At 74.8% G+C, this 15,579-nt stretch carries 15 protein-coding genes; 11 read left to right on the forward strand and 4 right to left on the reverse strand.

All coding sequences use genetic code 11. The features are described from left to right. Window positions 1–5 precede the first annotated feature (5 nt). The 7 genes from EEW87_RS13035 (at window position 6) to EEW87_RS13065 (ending at window position 5,993) form a co-directional block, all read left to right on the forward strand. On the forward strand, window positions 6–908 hold the full coding sequence (locus tag EEW87_RS13035; RefSeq protein ID WP_123092641.1) for a diacylglycerol/lipid kinase family protein: 903 nt from the start codon (window positions 6–8) through the stop codon (window positions 906–908). Next, window positions 905–1,846, forward strand: coding sequence for a phosphatase domain-containing protein (locus EEW87_RS13040; protein ID WP_123092640.1), 942 nt, complete (start codon window positions 905–907; stop codon window positions 1,844–1,846). The genes EEW87_RS13035 and EEW87_RS13040 overlap by 4 nt, the downstream gene beginning before the upstream one ends. Before the next feature lie 25 nt (window positions 1,847–1,871). Continuing rightward, entirely contained in the window at window positions 1,872–2,375 is a 504-nt protein-coding gene (locus EEW87_RS13045) for an aminoacyl-tRNA deacylase (RefSeq protein WP_123092744.1), read from the forward strand. Between the two features lie 66 nt (window positions 2,376–2,441). Further along, window positions 2,442–3,392, forward strand: a complete 951-nt coding sequence (locus EEW87_RS13050; RefSeq protein ID WP_240341599.1) for a pseudouridine-5'-phosphate glycosidase — start codon at window positions 2,442–2,444, stop codon at window positions 3,390–3,392. Between the two features lie 5 nt (window positions 3,393–3,397). Further along, on the forward strand, window positions 3,398–4,267 hold the full coding sequence (locus EEW87_RS13055; protein WP_123092639.1) for a carbohydrate kinase family protein: 870 nt from the start codon (window positions 3,398–3,400) through the stop codon (window positions 4,265–4,267). A gap of 190 nt (window positions 4,268–4,457) precedes the next feature. Beyond that, a complete protein-coding gene (locus EEW87_RS13060) occupies window positions 4,458–5,213 on the forward strand; it encodes an SDR family oxidoreductase (RefSeq protein WP_123092638.1) in 756 nt (251 codons plus the stop codon). Between the two features lie 57 nt (window positions 5,214–5,270). Then, window positions 5,271–5,993 (forward strand): VOC family protein, encoded by a 723-nt coding sequence (locus EEW87_RS13065; RefSeq protein WP_123092637.1) that lies wholly within the window; start codon window positions 5,271–5,273, stop codon window positions 5,991–5,993. 192 nt (window positions 5,994–6,185) lie between these two features. Here EEW87_RS13065 and EEW87_RS13070 read toward each other — a convergent pair whose 3' ends face one another. Next, entirely contained in the window at window positions 6,186–6,773 is a 588-nt protein-coding gene (locus tag EEW87_RS13070) for a TetR/AcrR family transcriptional regulator (protein WP_068272405.1), read from the reverse strand. Window positions 6,774–6,855: 82 nt separating this feature from the next. On the opposite strand from EEW87_RS13070, the gene EEW87_RS17055 reads away from it, so the two are divergent. The 4 genes from EEW87_RS17055 to EEW87_RS13090 all read left to right on the forward strand — a co-directional run bounded on the left by EEW87_RS17055 (window position 6,856) and on the right by EEW87_RS13090 (window position 11,447). Next, a complete protein-coding gene (locus EEW87_RS17055; RefSeq protein ID WP_163562455.1) occupies window positions 6,856–7,329 on the forward strand; it encodes a MarR family winged helix-turn-helix transcriptional regulator in 474 nt (157 codons plus the stop codon). Further along, a complete protein-coding gene (locus tag EEW87_RS13080) occupies window positions 7,326–8,939 on the forward strand; it encodes an MDR family MFS transporter (RefSeq protein WP_318825917.1) in 1,614 nt (537 codons plus the stop codon). The genes EEW87_RS17055 and EEW87_RS13080 overlap by 4 nt, the downstream gene beginning before the upstream one ends. 144 nt (window positions 8,940–9,083) lie before the next feature. Beyond that, window positions 9,084–10,091 (forward strand): pirin family protein, encoded by a 1,008-nt coding sequence (locus EEW87_RS13085; protein ID WP_068271463.1) that lies wholly within the window; start codon window positions 9,084–9,086, stop codon window positions 10,089–10,091. A 24-nt stretch (window positions 10,092–10,115) separates the two neighbouring features. Then, entirely contained in the window at window positions 10,116–11,447 is a 1,332-nt protein-coding gene (locus EEW87_RS13090; protein WP_123092634.1) for a DUF4232 domain-containing protein, read from the forward strand. A gap of 93 nt (window positions 11,448–11,540) precedes the next feature. Here the strand turns inward: EEW87_RS13090 and EEW87_RS13095 are convergent, their stop codons facing one another. The 3 genes from EEW87_RS13095 to EEW87_RS13105 form a co-directional block, all read right to left on the reverse strand. Then, window positions 11,541–14,024, reverse strand: a complete 2,484-nt coding sequence (locus EEW87_RS13095) for an FtsX-like permease family protein (RefSeq protein ID WP_123092633.1) — start codon at window positions 14,022–14,024, stop codon at window positions 11,541–11,543. Next, a complete protein-coding gene (locus tag EEW87_RS13100) occupies window positions 14,021–14,818 on the reverse strand; it encodes an ABC transporter ATP-binding protein (RefSeq protein WP_123092632.1) in 798 nt (265 codons plus the stop codon). The genes EEW87_RS13095 and EEW87_RS13100 overlap by 4 nt, the downstream gene beginning before the upstream one ends. Before the next feature lie 68 nt (window positions 14,819–14,886). Continuing rightward, window positions 14,887–15,534 carry a response regulator transcription factor gene (locus EEW87_RS13105; RefSeq protein WP_123092741.1) on the reverse strand — a complete coding sequence of 216 codons (648 nt, stop codon included), beginning with the start codon at window positions 15,532–15,534 and terminating at the stop codon, window positions 14,887–14,889. Between the last annotated feature and the right edge of the window lie 45 nt (window positions 15,535–15,579).

Consider the following 15,579-nt stretch of genomic DNA (forward strand, 5'->3'; position numbering starts at 1 on the left):
CGGGCATGACGCGCGTCGCGGTGGTGGTCAACCCCTCCAAGACGCGGGCGAAGGGGGTCGCCGACCGGGTCGCGCAGGGGTGCGCCGAGCGCGGGTGGCCCGAGCCCGAGGTGCTCGAGACCGCCGTCGACTCGACCGGTCGCGACCAGGCGGCCGCGGCCGCCGGGGCCGGCGCCGAGCTCGTCCTCGCGTGCGGCGGCGACGGCACCGTGCGCGCCGTCGCCCACGGGCTCGCCGGCACGGGGGCCGCGATGGCGCTCGTGCCCGTCGGCACCGCGAACCTCCTGGCGCACAACCTCGGTCTCGCGACCCGCGACACGGGCCGGGCCGTCGACACGGCCCTCGACGGCCGTCGCCGCCCCCTCGACCTCGGTCTCGCCCGCCTCGGCGAGGACGGGAGCGAGCACCCCTTCGTCGTCCTCGCCGGCATCGGCCACGACGCGGCCACCGTCGCCGACACCCGCGACGACCTCAAGCACCGCATCGGCTGGCCCGCCTACGTCACCCCGGCAGCGCGGCACGCGCTGCGCCGCCCCGTGCCCGTCCGGGTGCGCCTCGACGACGGCCCGGCCCGCGACGTCGTCGCGTGGAGCGTGCTCGCCGCGAGCTGCGGCCGGGTGCGCGCCGGCGTCCAGATCGCCCCGGGCGCCCTGCTCGACGACGGTCTCCTCGACGTCCTCGAGGTGACCGTCGCCCGCCCCGTCGGCTGGCTCCCGGTGGCGGCGAAGGGGGTCCTCGGCCTGCGGCGGGACGTGCCGGGTCTGCGCACCCGCCGGGCGGCCGAGCTCGAGGTGACCGCGGACCAGCCGCTGCACGTCCAGCTCGACGGAGACATCATGGGCCGGGTCGACCGGCTGCGGGTGCGCGTCCAGCGACGCGCGATCGACGTCGTAGGAGGAGCCCGATGAGCGCGGACCTGGTCACCGAGGTGCACGAGCTGCAGGAGGGGTGGACGAGTGCCGCCGACGAGCGCCGGCTCGCGGAGATCTTCCTCGGCGTGCACGGCGTCGAGCTCACGGAGCTGAAGAACGCGATCAACCGGCGCGACGACCACCACGACCTCGAGGAGCTGCTCTTCGACGACGTCGACGACGACGAGATCCGCGCACGGGTCCTCGCCCATCTCGCCGCCGAGGCGCAGGCCCTCGGCAGGGTCGGGGTCAAGGTGCTCTCCGACATCGACGACACCGTCTTCCCGATGATCCACGAGACGCGCTACCCCCGCGGGCACACCCCGGTGCCGGGGGTCCTCGCCTTCCTCCAGGCCCTCGACGACGGACCGGTCGACAACCCGCTCTCGCGCGGCGACCTCACCTTCGTCACCGCCCGGCCCGAGCTGGCGATGGGTCTCGTCGAGGGCTCGACGAAGGACGCGCTGCGCACGGCCGGCGTCGTCTCCTCCTCGGTGCTCGCCGGAGAGGTCCTCGGGCTGCGCAGCAAGGACGCGATGGCCGACGTCAAGCTCGCGAACGTCGAGCGCTACCGGCAGGCCTTCCCCGAGTACGGCGTCGTCTTCGTCGGCGACACCGGGCAGGGTGACGTCCTCGTCGGCACCCGGATGCGCGAGGCCTACCCGCAGGACTGCCCCGCCGTCTTCGTCCACGACGTCGTCGCCACGGCGCAGCCCGAGCGCGACCGGCTGGCCGCGCTCGGCGTGCACGTCGTCGACACCTACGTCGGCGCCGCCGGGGTGGCCCGGGGGCTGGGGCTCGTCTCCGACGCAGGCGTCGCCGAGGTCACCGAGCAGGCCCTGGCCGAGCTCGACGAGGTCGCCTGGGAGAGCGCGGAGCAGGAGCGCGACACCCGGGCGCTCTTCGAGCGTGACGTCGGGGGGCTCCTGGGCTGACACCGCCCGCCCCTACGCTGGGGCGATGAGCGAGCACGAGCCGGCCGAGACCTCCGACGGCGAGCGCAGGGCGGTCGCGGCGATGCTCGCCGCCGGCATCGAGCACGAGGTGACCCGGCACGGCCGGGTGGGCTCGCTCGCCGAGGCCGCTGCCGCGCGCGGCGTGGAGCCGGCCGACATCGTCAAGACCCTCGTCGTGCGACGGGGCGACGACGACCACCTCTTCGTCCTGGTGCCGGGCGACCGCGAGATCGACTGGCCGCTGCTGCGCGAGCACCTCGGGGTGAGCCGGCTGTCGATGCCCGACGCGGGCACCGCCCGCGACGCGACCGGCTACGAGCGGGGCACCATCACCCCCTTCGGGTCCACGCACGCCTGGCCGGTCGTCGCGGACGCCTCGATCCTGCGGCCCGAGGGGCGCCGCGTGTCCATCGGCGCGGGCGCGCACGGGGTCGCCGCGACCGTCCCCGCAGCCCGTCTCGTCGAGGTCCTCGGGGCCGACGTCGCCGGGGTCACCCGGCCCGCCTGAGCGGCCACGTCCCGCGCTCGGGGACGCGGCAGAGGGGGCCGACGACCCCCGGATAGCCTGTGCCGCGTGAGCGACTCGTCCCCCACCTCGACCCTGCCCGACCCCACCGCCGTCGCGGTCTCGAGCGAGGTGCGCGAGGCCGTCGCCGCCGGCCGCCCGGTCCTCGCGATGGAGTCGACGATCTTCACCCACGGGCTGCCGCGCCCGCGCAACCTCGAGGTCGCGCTGGCGGCCGAGGAGCAGGTGCGCGCCGCCGGCGTCGTGCCCGCGACAATCGGCGTCGTCGACGGCGTCGCGACGGTCGGCATGAGCACCGCGCAGGTCGAGCGGCTCGCCGGCGAGGACGTCATGAAGGCCTCGGTGCGCGAGCTGCCGATCGCCCGTGCCACCGGTGCGAGCGCCGGCACGACCATCGCGGCGACCGCCTTCCTCGCGCACGCCGCGGGCATCGAGGTCTTCTCCACCGGGGGGCTCGGCGGCGTCCACCACGGGGCGAGCACGACCTTCGACGAGTCCGCCGACCTCGTGACGCTCTCGCGGGTGCCCGTCGTCCTCGTCTCGTCGGGCGCGAAGGCGATCCTCGACATCCCCGCGACGCTCGAGCGCTTCGAGACCCTGTCGGTGCCGGTCGTCGGCTACCGCACCCTGCGCTACCCGGGCTTCTACGTGCACGACTCCGGCTACCCCCTCGCCCAGCAGGTCGACAGCCCCGAGCAGGTCGCGGCGCTCTACCGCGCCTCGCGCGGCCTGGGCCTGCCCGCCTCGGTCCTCGTCGGCAACCCCATCCCCGAGGGCGACAGCCTCGACCCGGTGGCCCTCGACGAGGTCATCGAGCGCGCCTGGGCGGCAGCCGACGACCAGGGCGTGCGCGGCCAGGCGACGACGCCCTTCCTCCTCGACTTCATCCAGCGCGCGACGAAGGGGGAGTCCCTCGACGCCAACGTCGCGCTCTACCGCAACAACGTCGCGCTGGGCTGCGAGGTCGCCACGGCGCTCGCGGTCGGCGTGAGCGGCTGAGCCGCGTGCTCGCGGTCGCGGGCGACCTCGTCCAGGACGTCGTCGTCCTCACCCACGAGCCGCTGCGGCGGGGGAGCGACGTCGCCGCGCAGGTGAGCACGCAGCGGGGTGGGTCGGCGGCCAACGTCGCGGCCTTCGCCGCGGCGAGCGGCACCCCGACCCGCTTCGTCGGGTGCGTCGGCGACGACGTCGCCGGGCGGGCCCTCGTCGCCGAGCTCGCCGGCCACGGGGTGGACGTCCGGGTCCAGGAGCGCGGCACGACCGGCGTCATCGTCGTCGTCGTCGAGCAGGACGGCGAGCGCACGATGTACCCGAGCCGTGGGGCCAGCGCCCTCGTCGAGAGCGTCGATCCTGGGTGGCTCGACGGCGTCGAGGTCTTGCACCTGCCGCTGTACGGCTTCGACGGCGGGAGCACGCCCGACGCGCTCGCCGCGGCCGCGGACACGGTGCGCTCCGCCGGCGGACGGGTCTGCGTCGACCTCTCCTCGACCCTGCTCGTCGACCGCCACGGCGCGGGCTGGGTGCGCGAGGTCCTCGCCCGGGTCGCCCCGACGTGGGTGAGCGCGAACGCCGACGAGGTCCACGCCCTCGGGCTCGACGACCCCGCCTGGCTCGACGCCCATCCCGTCACGGTCGTCCTCGCCCGGGCCGGTGCCGACCCGACGCGGGTGCTGCGAGCCGGCGCGGACGCGCTCGTCGTGCCCGTCGCCCCCGTCGACGGGGTCGTCGACACGACGGGCGCGGGCGACGCCTTCGCCGCGGGCTTCCTCGGGGCGACGCTCGCCGGGAGCGAGCTCGTCGCCGCCGTCGAGGCCGGGCACGCCCTGGCTCGCCGGGTCGTCACCGCCGCCGGTGCCGTCCTCCCTCCGGCCTGAGGGCCCCCCCTTCGCCTCGTGACGCGCGGGTACGACGACCGCGGCCGCCCACGAGCTCGGTCGTACCCCGGTCCTGCGGGAGGTGCGGACCGTGCTCGTCCCGTGACGGTCGTCCTACCCGCGGGTCACGTGCCGCGACCTCCTCCTAGGGTGGGCCCGACCCGCCGCCCGCTGACCCGCAGGAGACCCCATGCCCACCACCCTCATCACCGGCGCGAGCTCCGGGCTCGGCGCCGAGATGGCCCGTCAGATGGCGGCGCTCGGCCACGACCTCGCCCTCACCGCCCGCCGCACCGACCGGCTCGACGCGCTGCAGGCCGAGATCACCGCGGCGCACCCGGGTCGCCGGGTCGAGACCTACCCGCTCGACGTCACCGACGACGAGGCGGTGCTCGCGGTGACCCGGCGGGTGCAGGAGGACTTCGGCACGATCGAGCGCTACGTCGTCAACGCCGGGCTCGGCAAGGGCGCGCCGGTCGGCAAGGGCAGCCACTACGCCAACCGCGAGACGCTGACGACGAACGTCCTCGGGGCCTTCGCGCAGGCGGAGGCCGCGATGCAGGTCTTCCGCGAGCAGAAGAGCGGGCACCTCGTCATCATCAGCTCGGTGACCTCGGTGCGCGGCTTCCCGTCGTCGATGACCGCGTACGCGGCGAGCAAGGCGGCCGTCGCGAGCCTCGGCGAGGGCATCCGCAGCGAGATGCTCGGCAAGCCCGACCTCGACATCGACGTCTCCGTCATCTGCCCGGGCTACATCCGCTCGGAGATGAACGAGAAGGTAGAGCAGAAGGTGCGCTTCATGGTCGACACCGAGACCGGCGTGCGCTCGATGGTCGCGGCGATCGAGGCGCGTCGGGCGAAGGCCTTCGTCCCCGCCCGCCCGTGGGCCGCGCTCGCCAAGGTCATGCAGGTCGCGCCGCTGCCGGTGGTCCGCAAGCTCATGTGACCGGGGACCCTCGACGCCGTCGTGCGTCGCCGGCCCCCCACCTGCGAGGCTGCGCCCATGAGTGACACGCAGCGCGCGCAGGAGGTCGTCGGGATCAGCGGGGTGAGCATCGCCTCCGAGGACGTCGACGCCACCCGCGAGGCGTGGTGCCGCTTCGCCGGGATCGAGCACTCGCCCGCGCTCGTCGTCGGCGGTGTCGCCGTGGGCGTCGGCCCGACCGTCGGGGGGCCCGAGGGGCTCGCCGCCGTCACCCTCGCGGCCACGGACGTCAGCGAGACGCTCACCCTCATCGGTCGTCGCGGCCTGCCCGTCGACGGGGGCGTCGTCGACGTCGCCGGCACGTCGTGGCGGGTGGCGGGCACGACCGGTCAGGTCGACCTCGACCCCCGCGGCGGGATCGAAGGGGTCGACCACGTCGTCGTCAGCAGCACCGACCCCGACCGGGCTGCGGCGCTGTACGGCGCGCGGCTCGGGCTCGAGCTGCGCCTGGACCGCACGATGCCCGAGCACCGCATGCGCGGCCTGTTCTTCCGCGCGGGCGACTCGGTCGTCGAGGTCGTCACGCGTCTGGACGGCGAGGGCGACGGGGGCGAAGGGGGAGCCGACCGCCTCTCCGGGATCGCCTGGCGCACCCCCGACGTCGCCGCGGTCCGCGAGCGGCTGCTCGGTGCCGAGGTCGACGTCTCCGAGGTCCGTCCTGGTCGCAAGCAGGGCACCCTCGTCGCCACCGTCCGCGACCCCGACCTGCGCGTCCCCACCCTCATCGTCGGCCCCGCGTAGGGGTCGTCGCTGGTCGAGGTGCGACGAAGGAGCCTCGAGACCACGCGCCGCCGGTCTCCGCCTGTCGGGTGAGCGCGAATCGCCGCTACCTCATGGGTGTAGCGGCGATTCGCGCTCACCCGCCGGGGTGGCGGTCTCGAGGCTCAGGCCTGGGCGGCCTTCGCACCTCGACCACCAGCAGGCCGGAGCCCGTCAGAGGCCGCTGATCTCGAAGCACTCCCGCACGAGGGGCTCGATCTCGCCCTCGAAGCCGCGCTGGCCGTAGGTCCAGATGGCGGCGCGGACGGCGCCGAGGGCGGTGAAGACGGCGACGGCGGGGGCGATGTCGTCGGCCGGGTCCACCCCTTCGCGCGCGTAGGCCGCGTCCGCGAGCGCCCGGGCGGTCTGCGCGCCCGCGCCGAGCACCGCGACGGAGATCGAGGGCGACTCGCGCGCGACGACGGCCCGCATCCGCCACATCTGCGGCTCGCGGGTCGCGGTCGCCATCCGCTCGACGAGCACCGCTCGAAGGCTGTCGCGCAACGGCTCGTCCTGGGGTCGCTCCCGCAGGGCCTGCGCCAGTGCTGCCGGCAGGTCGGGATCCACGCCCGAGAGGGCGTCGTCCTTCGTCGCGAAGTAGTTGAAGAAGGTCCGGGGCGACACGCCCGCCCGCTCGGCGACCCGCTCGACGGTCGCCGCGGCCACCCCTTCGTCATGGGCGATCTCCAGGGCGGCGCGGTGCAACGCGGCCCGGGTCACCCGCTTGCGCTCGGCCCGGCGTCCACGCTCTGGCTCGCTCATGGCGGCCATTGTGCTGGAGACGGCTGAGGGAGGGGGACCCGCCTACTTTGCAGTGACTGCAAGTTTGTCATATGCTTGCTGCATGCAAGGAACCTCGCAGGGTGCTCTCCACGACGCACTGACCCGCGCGTTCCGCCAGCTCACCGCCACCTTCACCACCCGGTCCGAGGTCGACCCGCAGGCCCTGCGGCGCCCCGACTACGCCCTCCTCGCCGCCGTCGAGCGGCACGGCTCGGTCCGGCCCAGCGATCTCGCCGCCGCCGACGGGCACGACCTGTCGACGGTCAGCCGGCGGGTCGCCTCGCTCGAAGGACGCGGATGGGTGGTGCGAGAGCGCGACCCCGACGACGGCCGGGCCTGCCGCGTCGCCCTCACCGACGAGGGCACGACCCGGCTGACGACCGAGCGCGCGGCGCGCGCCGCGATCGTCACCGAGGTCCTCGTCTCCTGGAGCGAGGACGACGTGCGGACCCTGACCGACCTGCTCGAGCGGATGAGCGACGACGTGGCCGCCTCCCGCCCCCTGACCACCCATCTCGAAAGGAGCTCCGCGTGAGCGCGAGCGTCACCACCCCGGCCGTGGGCACCACGACGGCCACCAGCGACCCGGCGTCCGCCGGCGCCGCTCCCTACCGGCTGAGCCCCGAGCACCGGCGCGTCTTCGTCGGCCTCATGCTCGGCATGCTCGTCGCCTCCGTCAGCCAGACGATCGTCGGCCCCGCGATGCCGCGCATCGTCGCCGAGCTCGGCGGCATCGACCACTACAGCTGGGTCGCGACCGCGGCCATGCTCGTCTCCGCCTGCACGGTCCCCGTCGTCGGCAAGCTCTCCGACATCTTCGGGCGCCGCGGCTTCTACCTCGCCGGCATCATCGTCTTCATCGTCGGCTCGCTCATCTGCGGCTTCTCCCAGAACTTCTGGATGCTCGTCGCCGGTCGTGCCGTCCAGGGCCTCGGCATGGGCACGCTCATGCCGCTGTCGCAGACGATCATCGGCGACATCATCCCGCCGCGTCAGCGCGGCAAGTACCAGGGCCTCATGGGTGCCGTCTTCGGCGTCACCTCGGTCGCCGGCCCCCTCGCGGGCGGTGTCATCACCGACCACCTGGGCTGGCGCTACCTCTTCTTCGTCGCCGTGCCGATCGGCCTCGTCGCCTTCTTCGTCATCGGCCGCTTCCTCCACCTCGAGCACACCGCTCGCGAGGTGACCATCGACTACGCCGGCATCGCCACCCTCACCGTCGCGCTCACCTCGCTGCTCCTCGCCACCTCCCTCGGCGGCACGAGCTGGGCCTGGGGCTCGGCGGAGTCCATCGGCCTCTACGCCGTCGGCGTCGTCGCCCTGCTCTCCTTCATCGCCATCGAGCGCCGCGCGGTCGAGCCGGTCATCCCCCTGCGCCTCTTCTCGAGCAAGGTCTTCTCGATGGCCAACATCGCGGCCTTCGGGGTCTCGATGGTGATGTTCGGCGCGATCATCTACATCCCGGTCTTCGCCCAGGGCGTCATCGGCGTCGACGCGACGAACTCCGGTCTCATCCTCATGCCGCTCATGGTCGGCTTCATCGGGCTCGGCATCATCACCGGCCAGCTCATCACCCGTACGGGGCGCTACCTGCCCTTCATGATCACCGGCGTGCTCGTCATGGCGCTCGGCATCTTCCTGCTCACCCGGCTCGACCACACCGCGACCCAGACCCAGCTCACCGTCGCGATGACGGTCCTCGGCCTCGGGCTCGGCATGGCGATGCAGCAGTACGCCCTCGTCGTGCAGAACGACGTGCCGCGCCGCGACCTCGGCGTCGCGACGGCGACCGTGCAGTTCTTCCGCAACGTCGGCTCGACCGTCGGCATCGCGGTCTTCGGCACGATCATGACGAGCGGCCTGGCCGACCGCATCGCCGGCCACCTCCCGGCGGGCGCCCAGCAGCAGATGGGCGACGGCGGGGTCTCGATCGGCTCGGTCCTCGACCCCTCGGCGCTGTCGAAGCTGCCCCCGGTCGTCGCCGACGCGGTCCGCCAGGGCCTGGCCGAGAGCCTGCACAACGTCTTCCTCATCGGTCTGCCGATCCTCGCCGTCGTGCTCGTCGCGACCGCGCTCATCCCGGCCAAGCCGCTGCGCGAGACGCTCGACCACCCCTCCGAGGCGGTCTCCGACCGCGCGGAGTGAGCGATCCGCGTCACCCGGTGCCGTCATCCCTTCGCGAAGGGGTGGCGGCACCGTCGCGTGCGGCGACCGCTCGTCGCGGAATAGTTGAACGATAAATCGTTGTTGGTAGGGTCGTCAGCGACCACCCGTCACCAGGAGAGCGCCATGCCAGCCATCACCGTCGACGACATCTTCACCCTGCCCCGCGTGACGCAGCCCGCGCCCGACGCGGTGGTCCGCCCGGTCCACACCGTCTCGACCGCCCCGAAGGGGTTCGAGGGCGAGGGCTTCCCCGTCCGGCGGGCCTTCGCCGGTGTGCCGATGGAGCGGCTCGACCCCTTCATCCACATGGACCAGATGGGTGAGGTCGAGTACGCGCCGCTCGAGCCCCGCGGCACGAGCTGGCACCCGCACCGGGGCTTCGAGACCGTCACCTACATCATCGACGGCTCCTTCGACCACGAGGACACCCACGGCGGCGGCGGCACGATCACCGACGGCGACACCCAGTGGATGACCGCCGGCTCGGGGCTGCTGCACATCGAGGCCCCGCCGGAGCAGCTCGTCATGAGCGGCGGGCTCTTCCACGGCATCCAGCTGTGGGTCAACCTGCCCGGCGCGATGAAGATGTCCGACCCTCGCTACCAGGACATCCGCTCCGGCGAGGTCGGCCTGCTCTCGAGCCAGGACGGCGGCGCGCTGCTGCGCGTCATCGCCGGTGACGTCGACGGGCACTCCGGCCCGGGCATCACGCACACCCCGATCTCGCTCGTCCACGCCACCGTGGCGCCGGGCGCGCGGGTCCAGCTGCCGTGGCAGCGCGACTTCAACGCGCTCGTCTACGTGCTCTCGGGCCGTGGTGTCGTCGGCGAGGAGCGCCGGCCGGTCCGCGAGGGACAGCTCGCGGTCTTCGGTGCGGGCGACGTCATCGAGGTCGCGGCCGACGACCGGCAGGACTCGCGCACCCCGCAGCTCGAGGTGCTCGTGCTCGGCGGTCGTCCGATCCGGGAGCCCGTCGCGGCCTACGGCCCCTTCGTCATGAACACCAAGGACGAGCTCGTCACCGCCTTCGAGGACTTCCAGGCGGGGCGGCTCGGCGTGCTGCCGAAGACCCCGCGGGTGCGCCCGGCGCTCGAGGTCGTCGCCGACCAGCCGGGTCACCACGTGCTCTGACCCTGCCCGTGGCAGAGTCGCAGCGTGCGACTGACCCTGCTCGACCGACGCCGCACGGTGCGTGTCGTCCTCGGGCTGTGCCTGCTCGCGCTCTTCGTCCTCGGTGCCCTCGGCCAGCGGATCATGCCGGCATGGGGGAGCAGCTGCCCCGACGGCGGTGAGTGCGACCCGGCGGCGCTGCGCTCGCTCGTCGTCAGCGCCTGGGCCCTGCACGCGCTGAGCGTCGTCGGGCTCGTGGCGGGAATGCTCGCCGTCGGGCGGACCCGCCCCGAGAGCCCGCACGGCGACGGCATCCCCGACGAGCACGCGGCCCCGCCGTGGCGGCACGCGCTGCTCGCGGCGGGCTTCGTCGGGGTGACCAACGCGATCACCGCCGCGGCCCTCGGCGTCGCCGTGATCTTCGGCGGTCTCATGGTCGGGGCGGTCGTCGCCGCGTGGTGGGTCGGGCTCACCGTCTTCCTCGACGCGCTCGACCGCCTCGCCCGACCCCAGTCCGAGCGACGCGGCTCGTGGTGGCGCGCCCTCGCCGTCTCGACCCTCACCGTCGCGATGCTCTGGGTCGTGCCGGTGCTCGTCGTCGGCGTCGAGAGCAAGGGGTGGAGCGAGGCCTTCCTGCTCGCCGACCTCCTCGTCGCCGGGGTCACCGGTGTCGCGACCCTCGGCACCCGCCTCGTGCCTGGTGGGCGCCGCGAGGACGAGCACCCCCACCGGGGTCGTCTGCTCTCGGCCACGCTCGCCGGCAGCCTGCTCCTGCCGCTCGGCATGGCCCTCTACGTCGACCTCGGCGGGTCGACGTGGCACCGGGCCGGTGAGATCGTCGGCGACCTGCTCAACCCCTACCCCGCCTCGGTCGTCGCGGCCGACGACGAGGCGGCCACCCCGTCGCCGCCTCGGACCACGTCGCCGTGCACCGTCGCGGACCTCACCGTGACCGCCGTGCCGGGCGACCCCACCCTCGGGGGCCGCTCGGCGGTGCTGCGGGCGAGCAGCACCTCCGACGCGCCGTGCGTGCTCGGCGGCTACCCCGACCTGCGGCTCGCCGACGACGACGGCCCGATCCCGCTGTGGACGACGCCTGCCGACTACACGGTCACGGGGGAGCCGGCCGAGGTCGAGGCGATCACCCTCGCGCCCGGCGAGAGCGCCTCGGTCACCGTGTGGTGGCGGGCCCGCCCGCCCGGTGACGTCGAGGACGGGGCCCGGGTGCTCCGGGTCGACCTCGGCGACGACGCGTCGGTCCGCGGGGTGCAGACCGTCGAGGTCGACGGCCCGCCGGGTCTCACCGAGGGCCTGGCCGCCGGCTCACGGGTGCGCATCGAGCCGTGGTCGACCGGCGACCAGCTCCCGCTGCCCTGAGCCGGCGAGCTGGGCGGCGGGGGAGCCCGCAGACGGGCCCGACGGGGGAGCTCCCCCCGGCCGGCCCGACGCGAGTCGGCCCGCCCGTCCGCCCTACTCCGTCGCGAGCGCCTCGGCCGGCGACACCCGGGCGGCACGACGGGCCGGCAGCACCGAGGCGACGAGCGCGGCGGCGACGGCTGCCGCGGCGACCCCGCCGAGCAGGCCCCACGGGACGACGACCCGCAGGTCGGTGAGCTGGCCGACGACCGAGCCCGCCCCGGCGACGCCGTAGCCGATGCCCAGGGCGGTGCCGAGCACGATGCCGACGAGCGCGAGGAGGACCGCCTCGAGGGCGAGCATTGCCCGCAGCTGACCCCGGGTCGTCCCGAGCGCCCGGAGCAGCGCCGACTCGCGCGTGCGCTCGAGGACAGACAGCGACAGCGTGTTGGCGATGCCCACGAGCGCGATGAGCACCGACACGGCGAGCAGCGAGAGGACGACGGAGAGCACGACGTCGAGGACGCTGTCCATCTCCTCGCGCTGGATCGCCGACCCGCCGACCTCGACCCCGCGGTCGACGGTGACGGCCTGCAGGCCCTCGACGGTGCGCTGGGCGTCCTCCTCGGAGAGCCCGAGGAGCAGGGCGCGCGGGGCGGCCTCGGCGTCGACCCGCCGGAGGTCGGCCGCGGTGAGGGTCCACGGCCAGCCGAGCGAGTCGCGCACCTGGACGGCGGCGGTGAGCTGCCCGTCCGGACCGCGAAGGGTGACCCGGTCGCCGTCGACGAGCCGCAGGCCCCGAGCGGTCTCCTCCGACACCTGGACGACCCCGTCGCGCAGCCCGGCGAAGGCTGCGGGGTCGCGCACGACGGCCGTCGCGTCGTCGTCGACGCCCGCGGCGACCTGGTCGCGGCGGGCCTGCCCGTCGACGACGACGACGAGCTCGGAGCCCGGCACGCTCGCGACGGAGGTCACGCCGTCGACCTGGGCGACCCGCTCGCGCACCCCGGCGGGCACCGCGCCGTCCGGTGCGGTGACGACCGCGTCGACGGAGTACTGCTCGTCGAGGGCGGCGGAGACGCTGGCCTGCGCGGTCCGCGCGCCGACCGCCGTCGTCGTCACGAGGGTGACCCCGACGAGCAGCGCCGCGGTCGTCGCGGCCGCACGGCGCGGGTTGGCGACGGCGTTGCCGGCGGCCAGGCGGCCGGGGGCCCCGAGCAGGCGGGCCGGCACGGCCCCGACGACCCGGGCCACCGCCGGCACGAGCAGGCTGCCGGCCATCAGGACGCCGACGAAGGAGAGCATCCCGCCCGCGAGTCCCGCCGGGAGCGCGCCCGCGGCCCCGCCGACGACGAGCAGGGCACCGCCGACGACGACGAGGGCGACGCCGATGCCGCAGCGCACGAGCCCCCGACGGCTGCGGGCGGCGACGGCGGGCACCGGGCGCAGCGCCTCGAGCGGGGCGACCGCGCTCGCGGCGACGACCGGGCGCACCGCCGCGGCGAGCACGACGAGCACACCGGTGACGAAGGGGACGACCACGGCCGTCGGTGCGACGGAGAAGGTGAGCGCCGGCACCGAGTCGGGCAGCAGCGACGCGGCGGCGACGAGCCCCCGGCACGCGGCGATGCCCAGAGCCGTCCCGACGGCCGAGAAGACGACACCCGTGACGAGCGCCTCGAGCAGCGCGCCCCGCACGACCTGGCCGCGAGACCCGCCGACCGCCCGCAGCAGCGCCGTCTCACGGGTGCGCCGCGCCATGAGGATGGCGAAGGTGTTGCCGATGACGAGCGCGCTGACGAAGAGCGCGACGAGAGCGAAGCCCATGAGCAGGGCGGTGAAGACGTCGGTGCCCCCGGTCAGCCGGGACGCGACCTCGTCGGCGTGCTCGGTGCCGGTGCGCACCTCGGCGCCTGCGGGGCCGCCGACCGCCTCGCGGACCCGGTCGGTCAGCTGGGTGTCGCTCACCCCCTTCGCCGCCTGCGCGACGACCTCGGTGTAGCCGCCGGCCCCGGTCCACCGGGTGACGGCGTCGTGGGTGCCGAAGACGGCGGGGGTGCCGCCCGCCCACCGCGGGTCGCGGCCGGCGTCGACGACACCGACGACGCGGGCGCTCGCCGGGCGCTGCGCGTCGGGCGGCGTGAGGCGGATCGTGTCGCCGACGTCGAGACCTCGGGCGGTGGCGACCGAGCGCGAGAGGGCGATCTCCGAGGTGCCTCGCGGGAGTCGTCCCCGCTCGACCCGCGCCTGGCTGTCGGAGGTCGGCGCGGTGCTGACGACGAGGTAGGAGCTCGCGTTCCCGCCTGCGAGCCTGGCGTACGCCGTCAGCTCGCCGGTGGCGCGCTCGACGCCCTCGGTGCCGCGGACCTCGTCGAGGACGGACGCGTCGAGGCCGTCGGCCTCGTCGGTCGACACGACCGTGTCGACGTGGGTGTAGTAGCCGGCGACGAGGCCGCGCACGGAGGCGCCCATCGTCTGGCCGAGCGCGAGGCTGGTGGCGACGAAGGCGATGCCGAGGACGACGGCGACACCGGGGGCGACGAGCCGGCGGCTCTGGGTGCGCAGCGAGGCGAGGGTCAGCTCGAGCACCGCGATCACGCCCCGAGCTGCCGCATGGCGGCGATGACGGAGTCCTCGGTGGGGGCGTCGACGTCGTCGACGAGCCGCCCGTCGGCCAGCAGCACGACCCGGTCGGCGTAGGCGGCGGCCCGCGGGTCGTGGGTCACCATGACGACGCTCTGCCCGAGCTCGCGCACCGAGGTGCGCAGGAAGGCGAGCAGCTCGGCCGAGGAGGCGGAGTCGAGGGCGCCCGTCGGCTCGTCCGCGAAGAGCACGTCGGGCCGGGTGACGAGCGCGCGCGCCGTGGCGACCCGCTGCTGCTGCCCGCCGGAGAGCTCGGCCGGCCGGTGGTGCAGCCGGTCGGTGATGCCCAGCACGCCCGTCACGTGGTCGAACCACGCCTCGTCGACGCGGGTGCCGGCGAGGCTGAGCGGCAGCAGGACGTTCTGCCGGGCGGTGAGCATCGGCAGGAGGTTGAAGGACTGGAAGACGAAGCCGATCCGCTCGCGGCGCAGGATCGTCAGCGCACGGTCGCCCAGGCTCGTCGTCTCGGTGCCGCCGATGACGACCTGCCCGCTCGTCGGGCGCTCGAGCCCCGCGAGGCAGTGCATGAGCGTCGACTTGCCCGACCCCGACGGGCCCATGATCGCCGTGAAGCGACCGGCCTCGAGGTCGACGTCGACGCCGTCGAGCGCGGTGACGGCGGAGGGGCCGCTGCCGAAGACCTTCGTCAGGGAGCGGGCCTGCGCGGCCGGCTGCCCGGAGCTCGGACGGAGCTGCGCGGCGGGCGGCGCGAAGGGGTGACGGTCGGTGGGGAGGGGTGCTGAGGTCATACTCGAAGACTTCCGTCGCGGCCCCCCTCGCGTCGTCGGCCCGCAGGCCGACCCGACCGGCCGGACGGCTACGACCCTGGTCGTACCGCGACGAGGCCGGTGTCGTACGCGAGGAGCACCATCTGCACCCGGTCGCGCAGCGCGAGCTTGTGCAGGATGCGCCCGATGTGAGTCTTGACCGTGGCCTCGGCGACGTACAGCTCGGCGCTGATCTCGGCGTTGCTGCGCCCCTCGGCCACCGCCCGCATCACCTCCACCTCGCGGGGGGTGAGGGCCGTCAGGCGCGGGTGGTCAGCCCCGGTGGGCTCGCTCGGCTGCGCGGGCGAGGGCGCGACCGGCCCGGCCCCGTCGCGGGTGAGGTGCTCGACGAGCCGGCGGGTCGTGCTCGGCGCGATGACCGCGTCGCCGCCGTGGACCGCGTGGATCGCGGCGAGCAGGTCGGCGGGCCCCGCGTCCTTGAGCAGGAAGCCCGAGGCCCCGGCGCGCAGAGCGGCGTAGGCGTACTCGTCGAGGTCGAAGGTCGTGAGCACGACGACCTTCGGCCCGTCGGGGTCGCGGCGCAGCAGCTCCTCGGTCGCGGCGACGCCGTCCATGCGCGGCATGCGGATGTCCATGAGGACGACATCTGCGCTCACCGCGCCGAGGACCTCGAGGGCGTGCTGGCCGTCCTCGGCCTCGCCCACGACGACCATGTCGGGCTGGGCGTCGAGCACCATCCGGAAGCCGGCCCGCACGAGCGCCTGGTCGTCGACGAGGACGAC

Origin of the sequence: Janibacter melonis, assembly GCF_003721155.3 — a bacterium.
Taxonomy (GTDB): domain Bacteria; phylum Actinomycetota; class Actinomycetes; order Actinomycetales; family Dermatophilaceae; genus Marihabitans; species Marihabitans melonis.

What these genes read in the sequence shown, in the direction of transcription:
- EEW87_RS13035 (WP_123092641.1), top strand. Translation starts at nt 6, where the DNA reads ATGACGCGCGTCGCGGTGGTGGTCAACCCCTCCAAGACGCGGGCGAAG.
- EEW87_RS13040 (WP_123092640.1), top strand. Translation starts at nt 905, where the DNA reads ATGAGCGCGGACCTGGTCACCGAGGTGCACGAGCTGCAGGAGGGGTGG.
- EEW87_RS13045 (WP_123092744.1), top strand. Translation starts at nt 1,872, where the DNA reads ATGAGCGAGCACGAGCCGGCCGAGACCTCCGACGGCGAGCGCAGGGCG.
- EEW87_RS13060 (WP_123092638.1), top strand. Translation starts at nt 4,458, where the DNA reads ATGCCCACCACCCTCATCACCGGCGCGAGCTCCGGGCTCGGCGCCGAG.
- EEW87_RS13065 (WP_123092637.1), top strand. Translation starts at nt 5,271, where the DNA reads ATGAGTGACACGCAGCGCGCGCAGGAGGTCGTCGGGATCAGCGGGGTG.
- EEW87_RS13070 (WP_068272405.1), bottom strand. Translation starts at nt 6,773, where the DNA reads ATGAGCGAGCCAGAGCGTGGACGCCGGGCCGAGCGCAAGCGGGTGACC.
- EEW87_RS17055 (WP_163562455.1), top strand. Translation starts at nt 6,856, where the DNA reads ATGCAAGGAACCTCGCAGGGTGCTCTCCACGACGCACTGACCCGCGCG.
- EEW87_RS13085 (WP_068271463.1), top strand. Translation starts at nt 9,084, where the DNA reads ATGCCAGCCATCACCGTCGACGACATCTTCACCCTGCCCCGCGTGACG.
- EEW87_RS13100 (WP_123092632.1), bottom strand. Translation starts at nt 14,818, where the DNA reads ATGACCTCAGCACCCCTCCCCACCGACCGTCACCCCTTCGCGCCGCCC.
- EEW87_RS13105 (WP_123092741.1), bottom strand. Translation starts at nt 15,534, where the DNA reads ATGGTGCTCGACGCCCAGCCCGACATGGTCGTCGTGGGCGAGGCCGAG.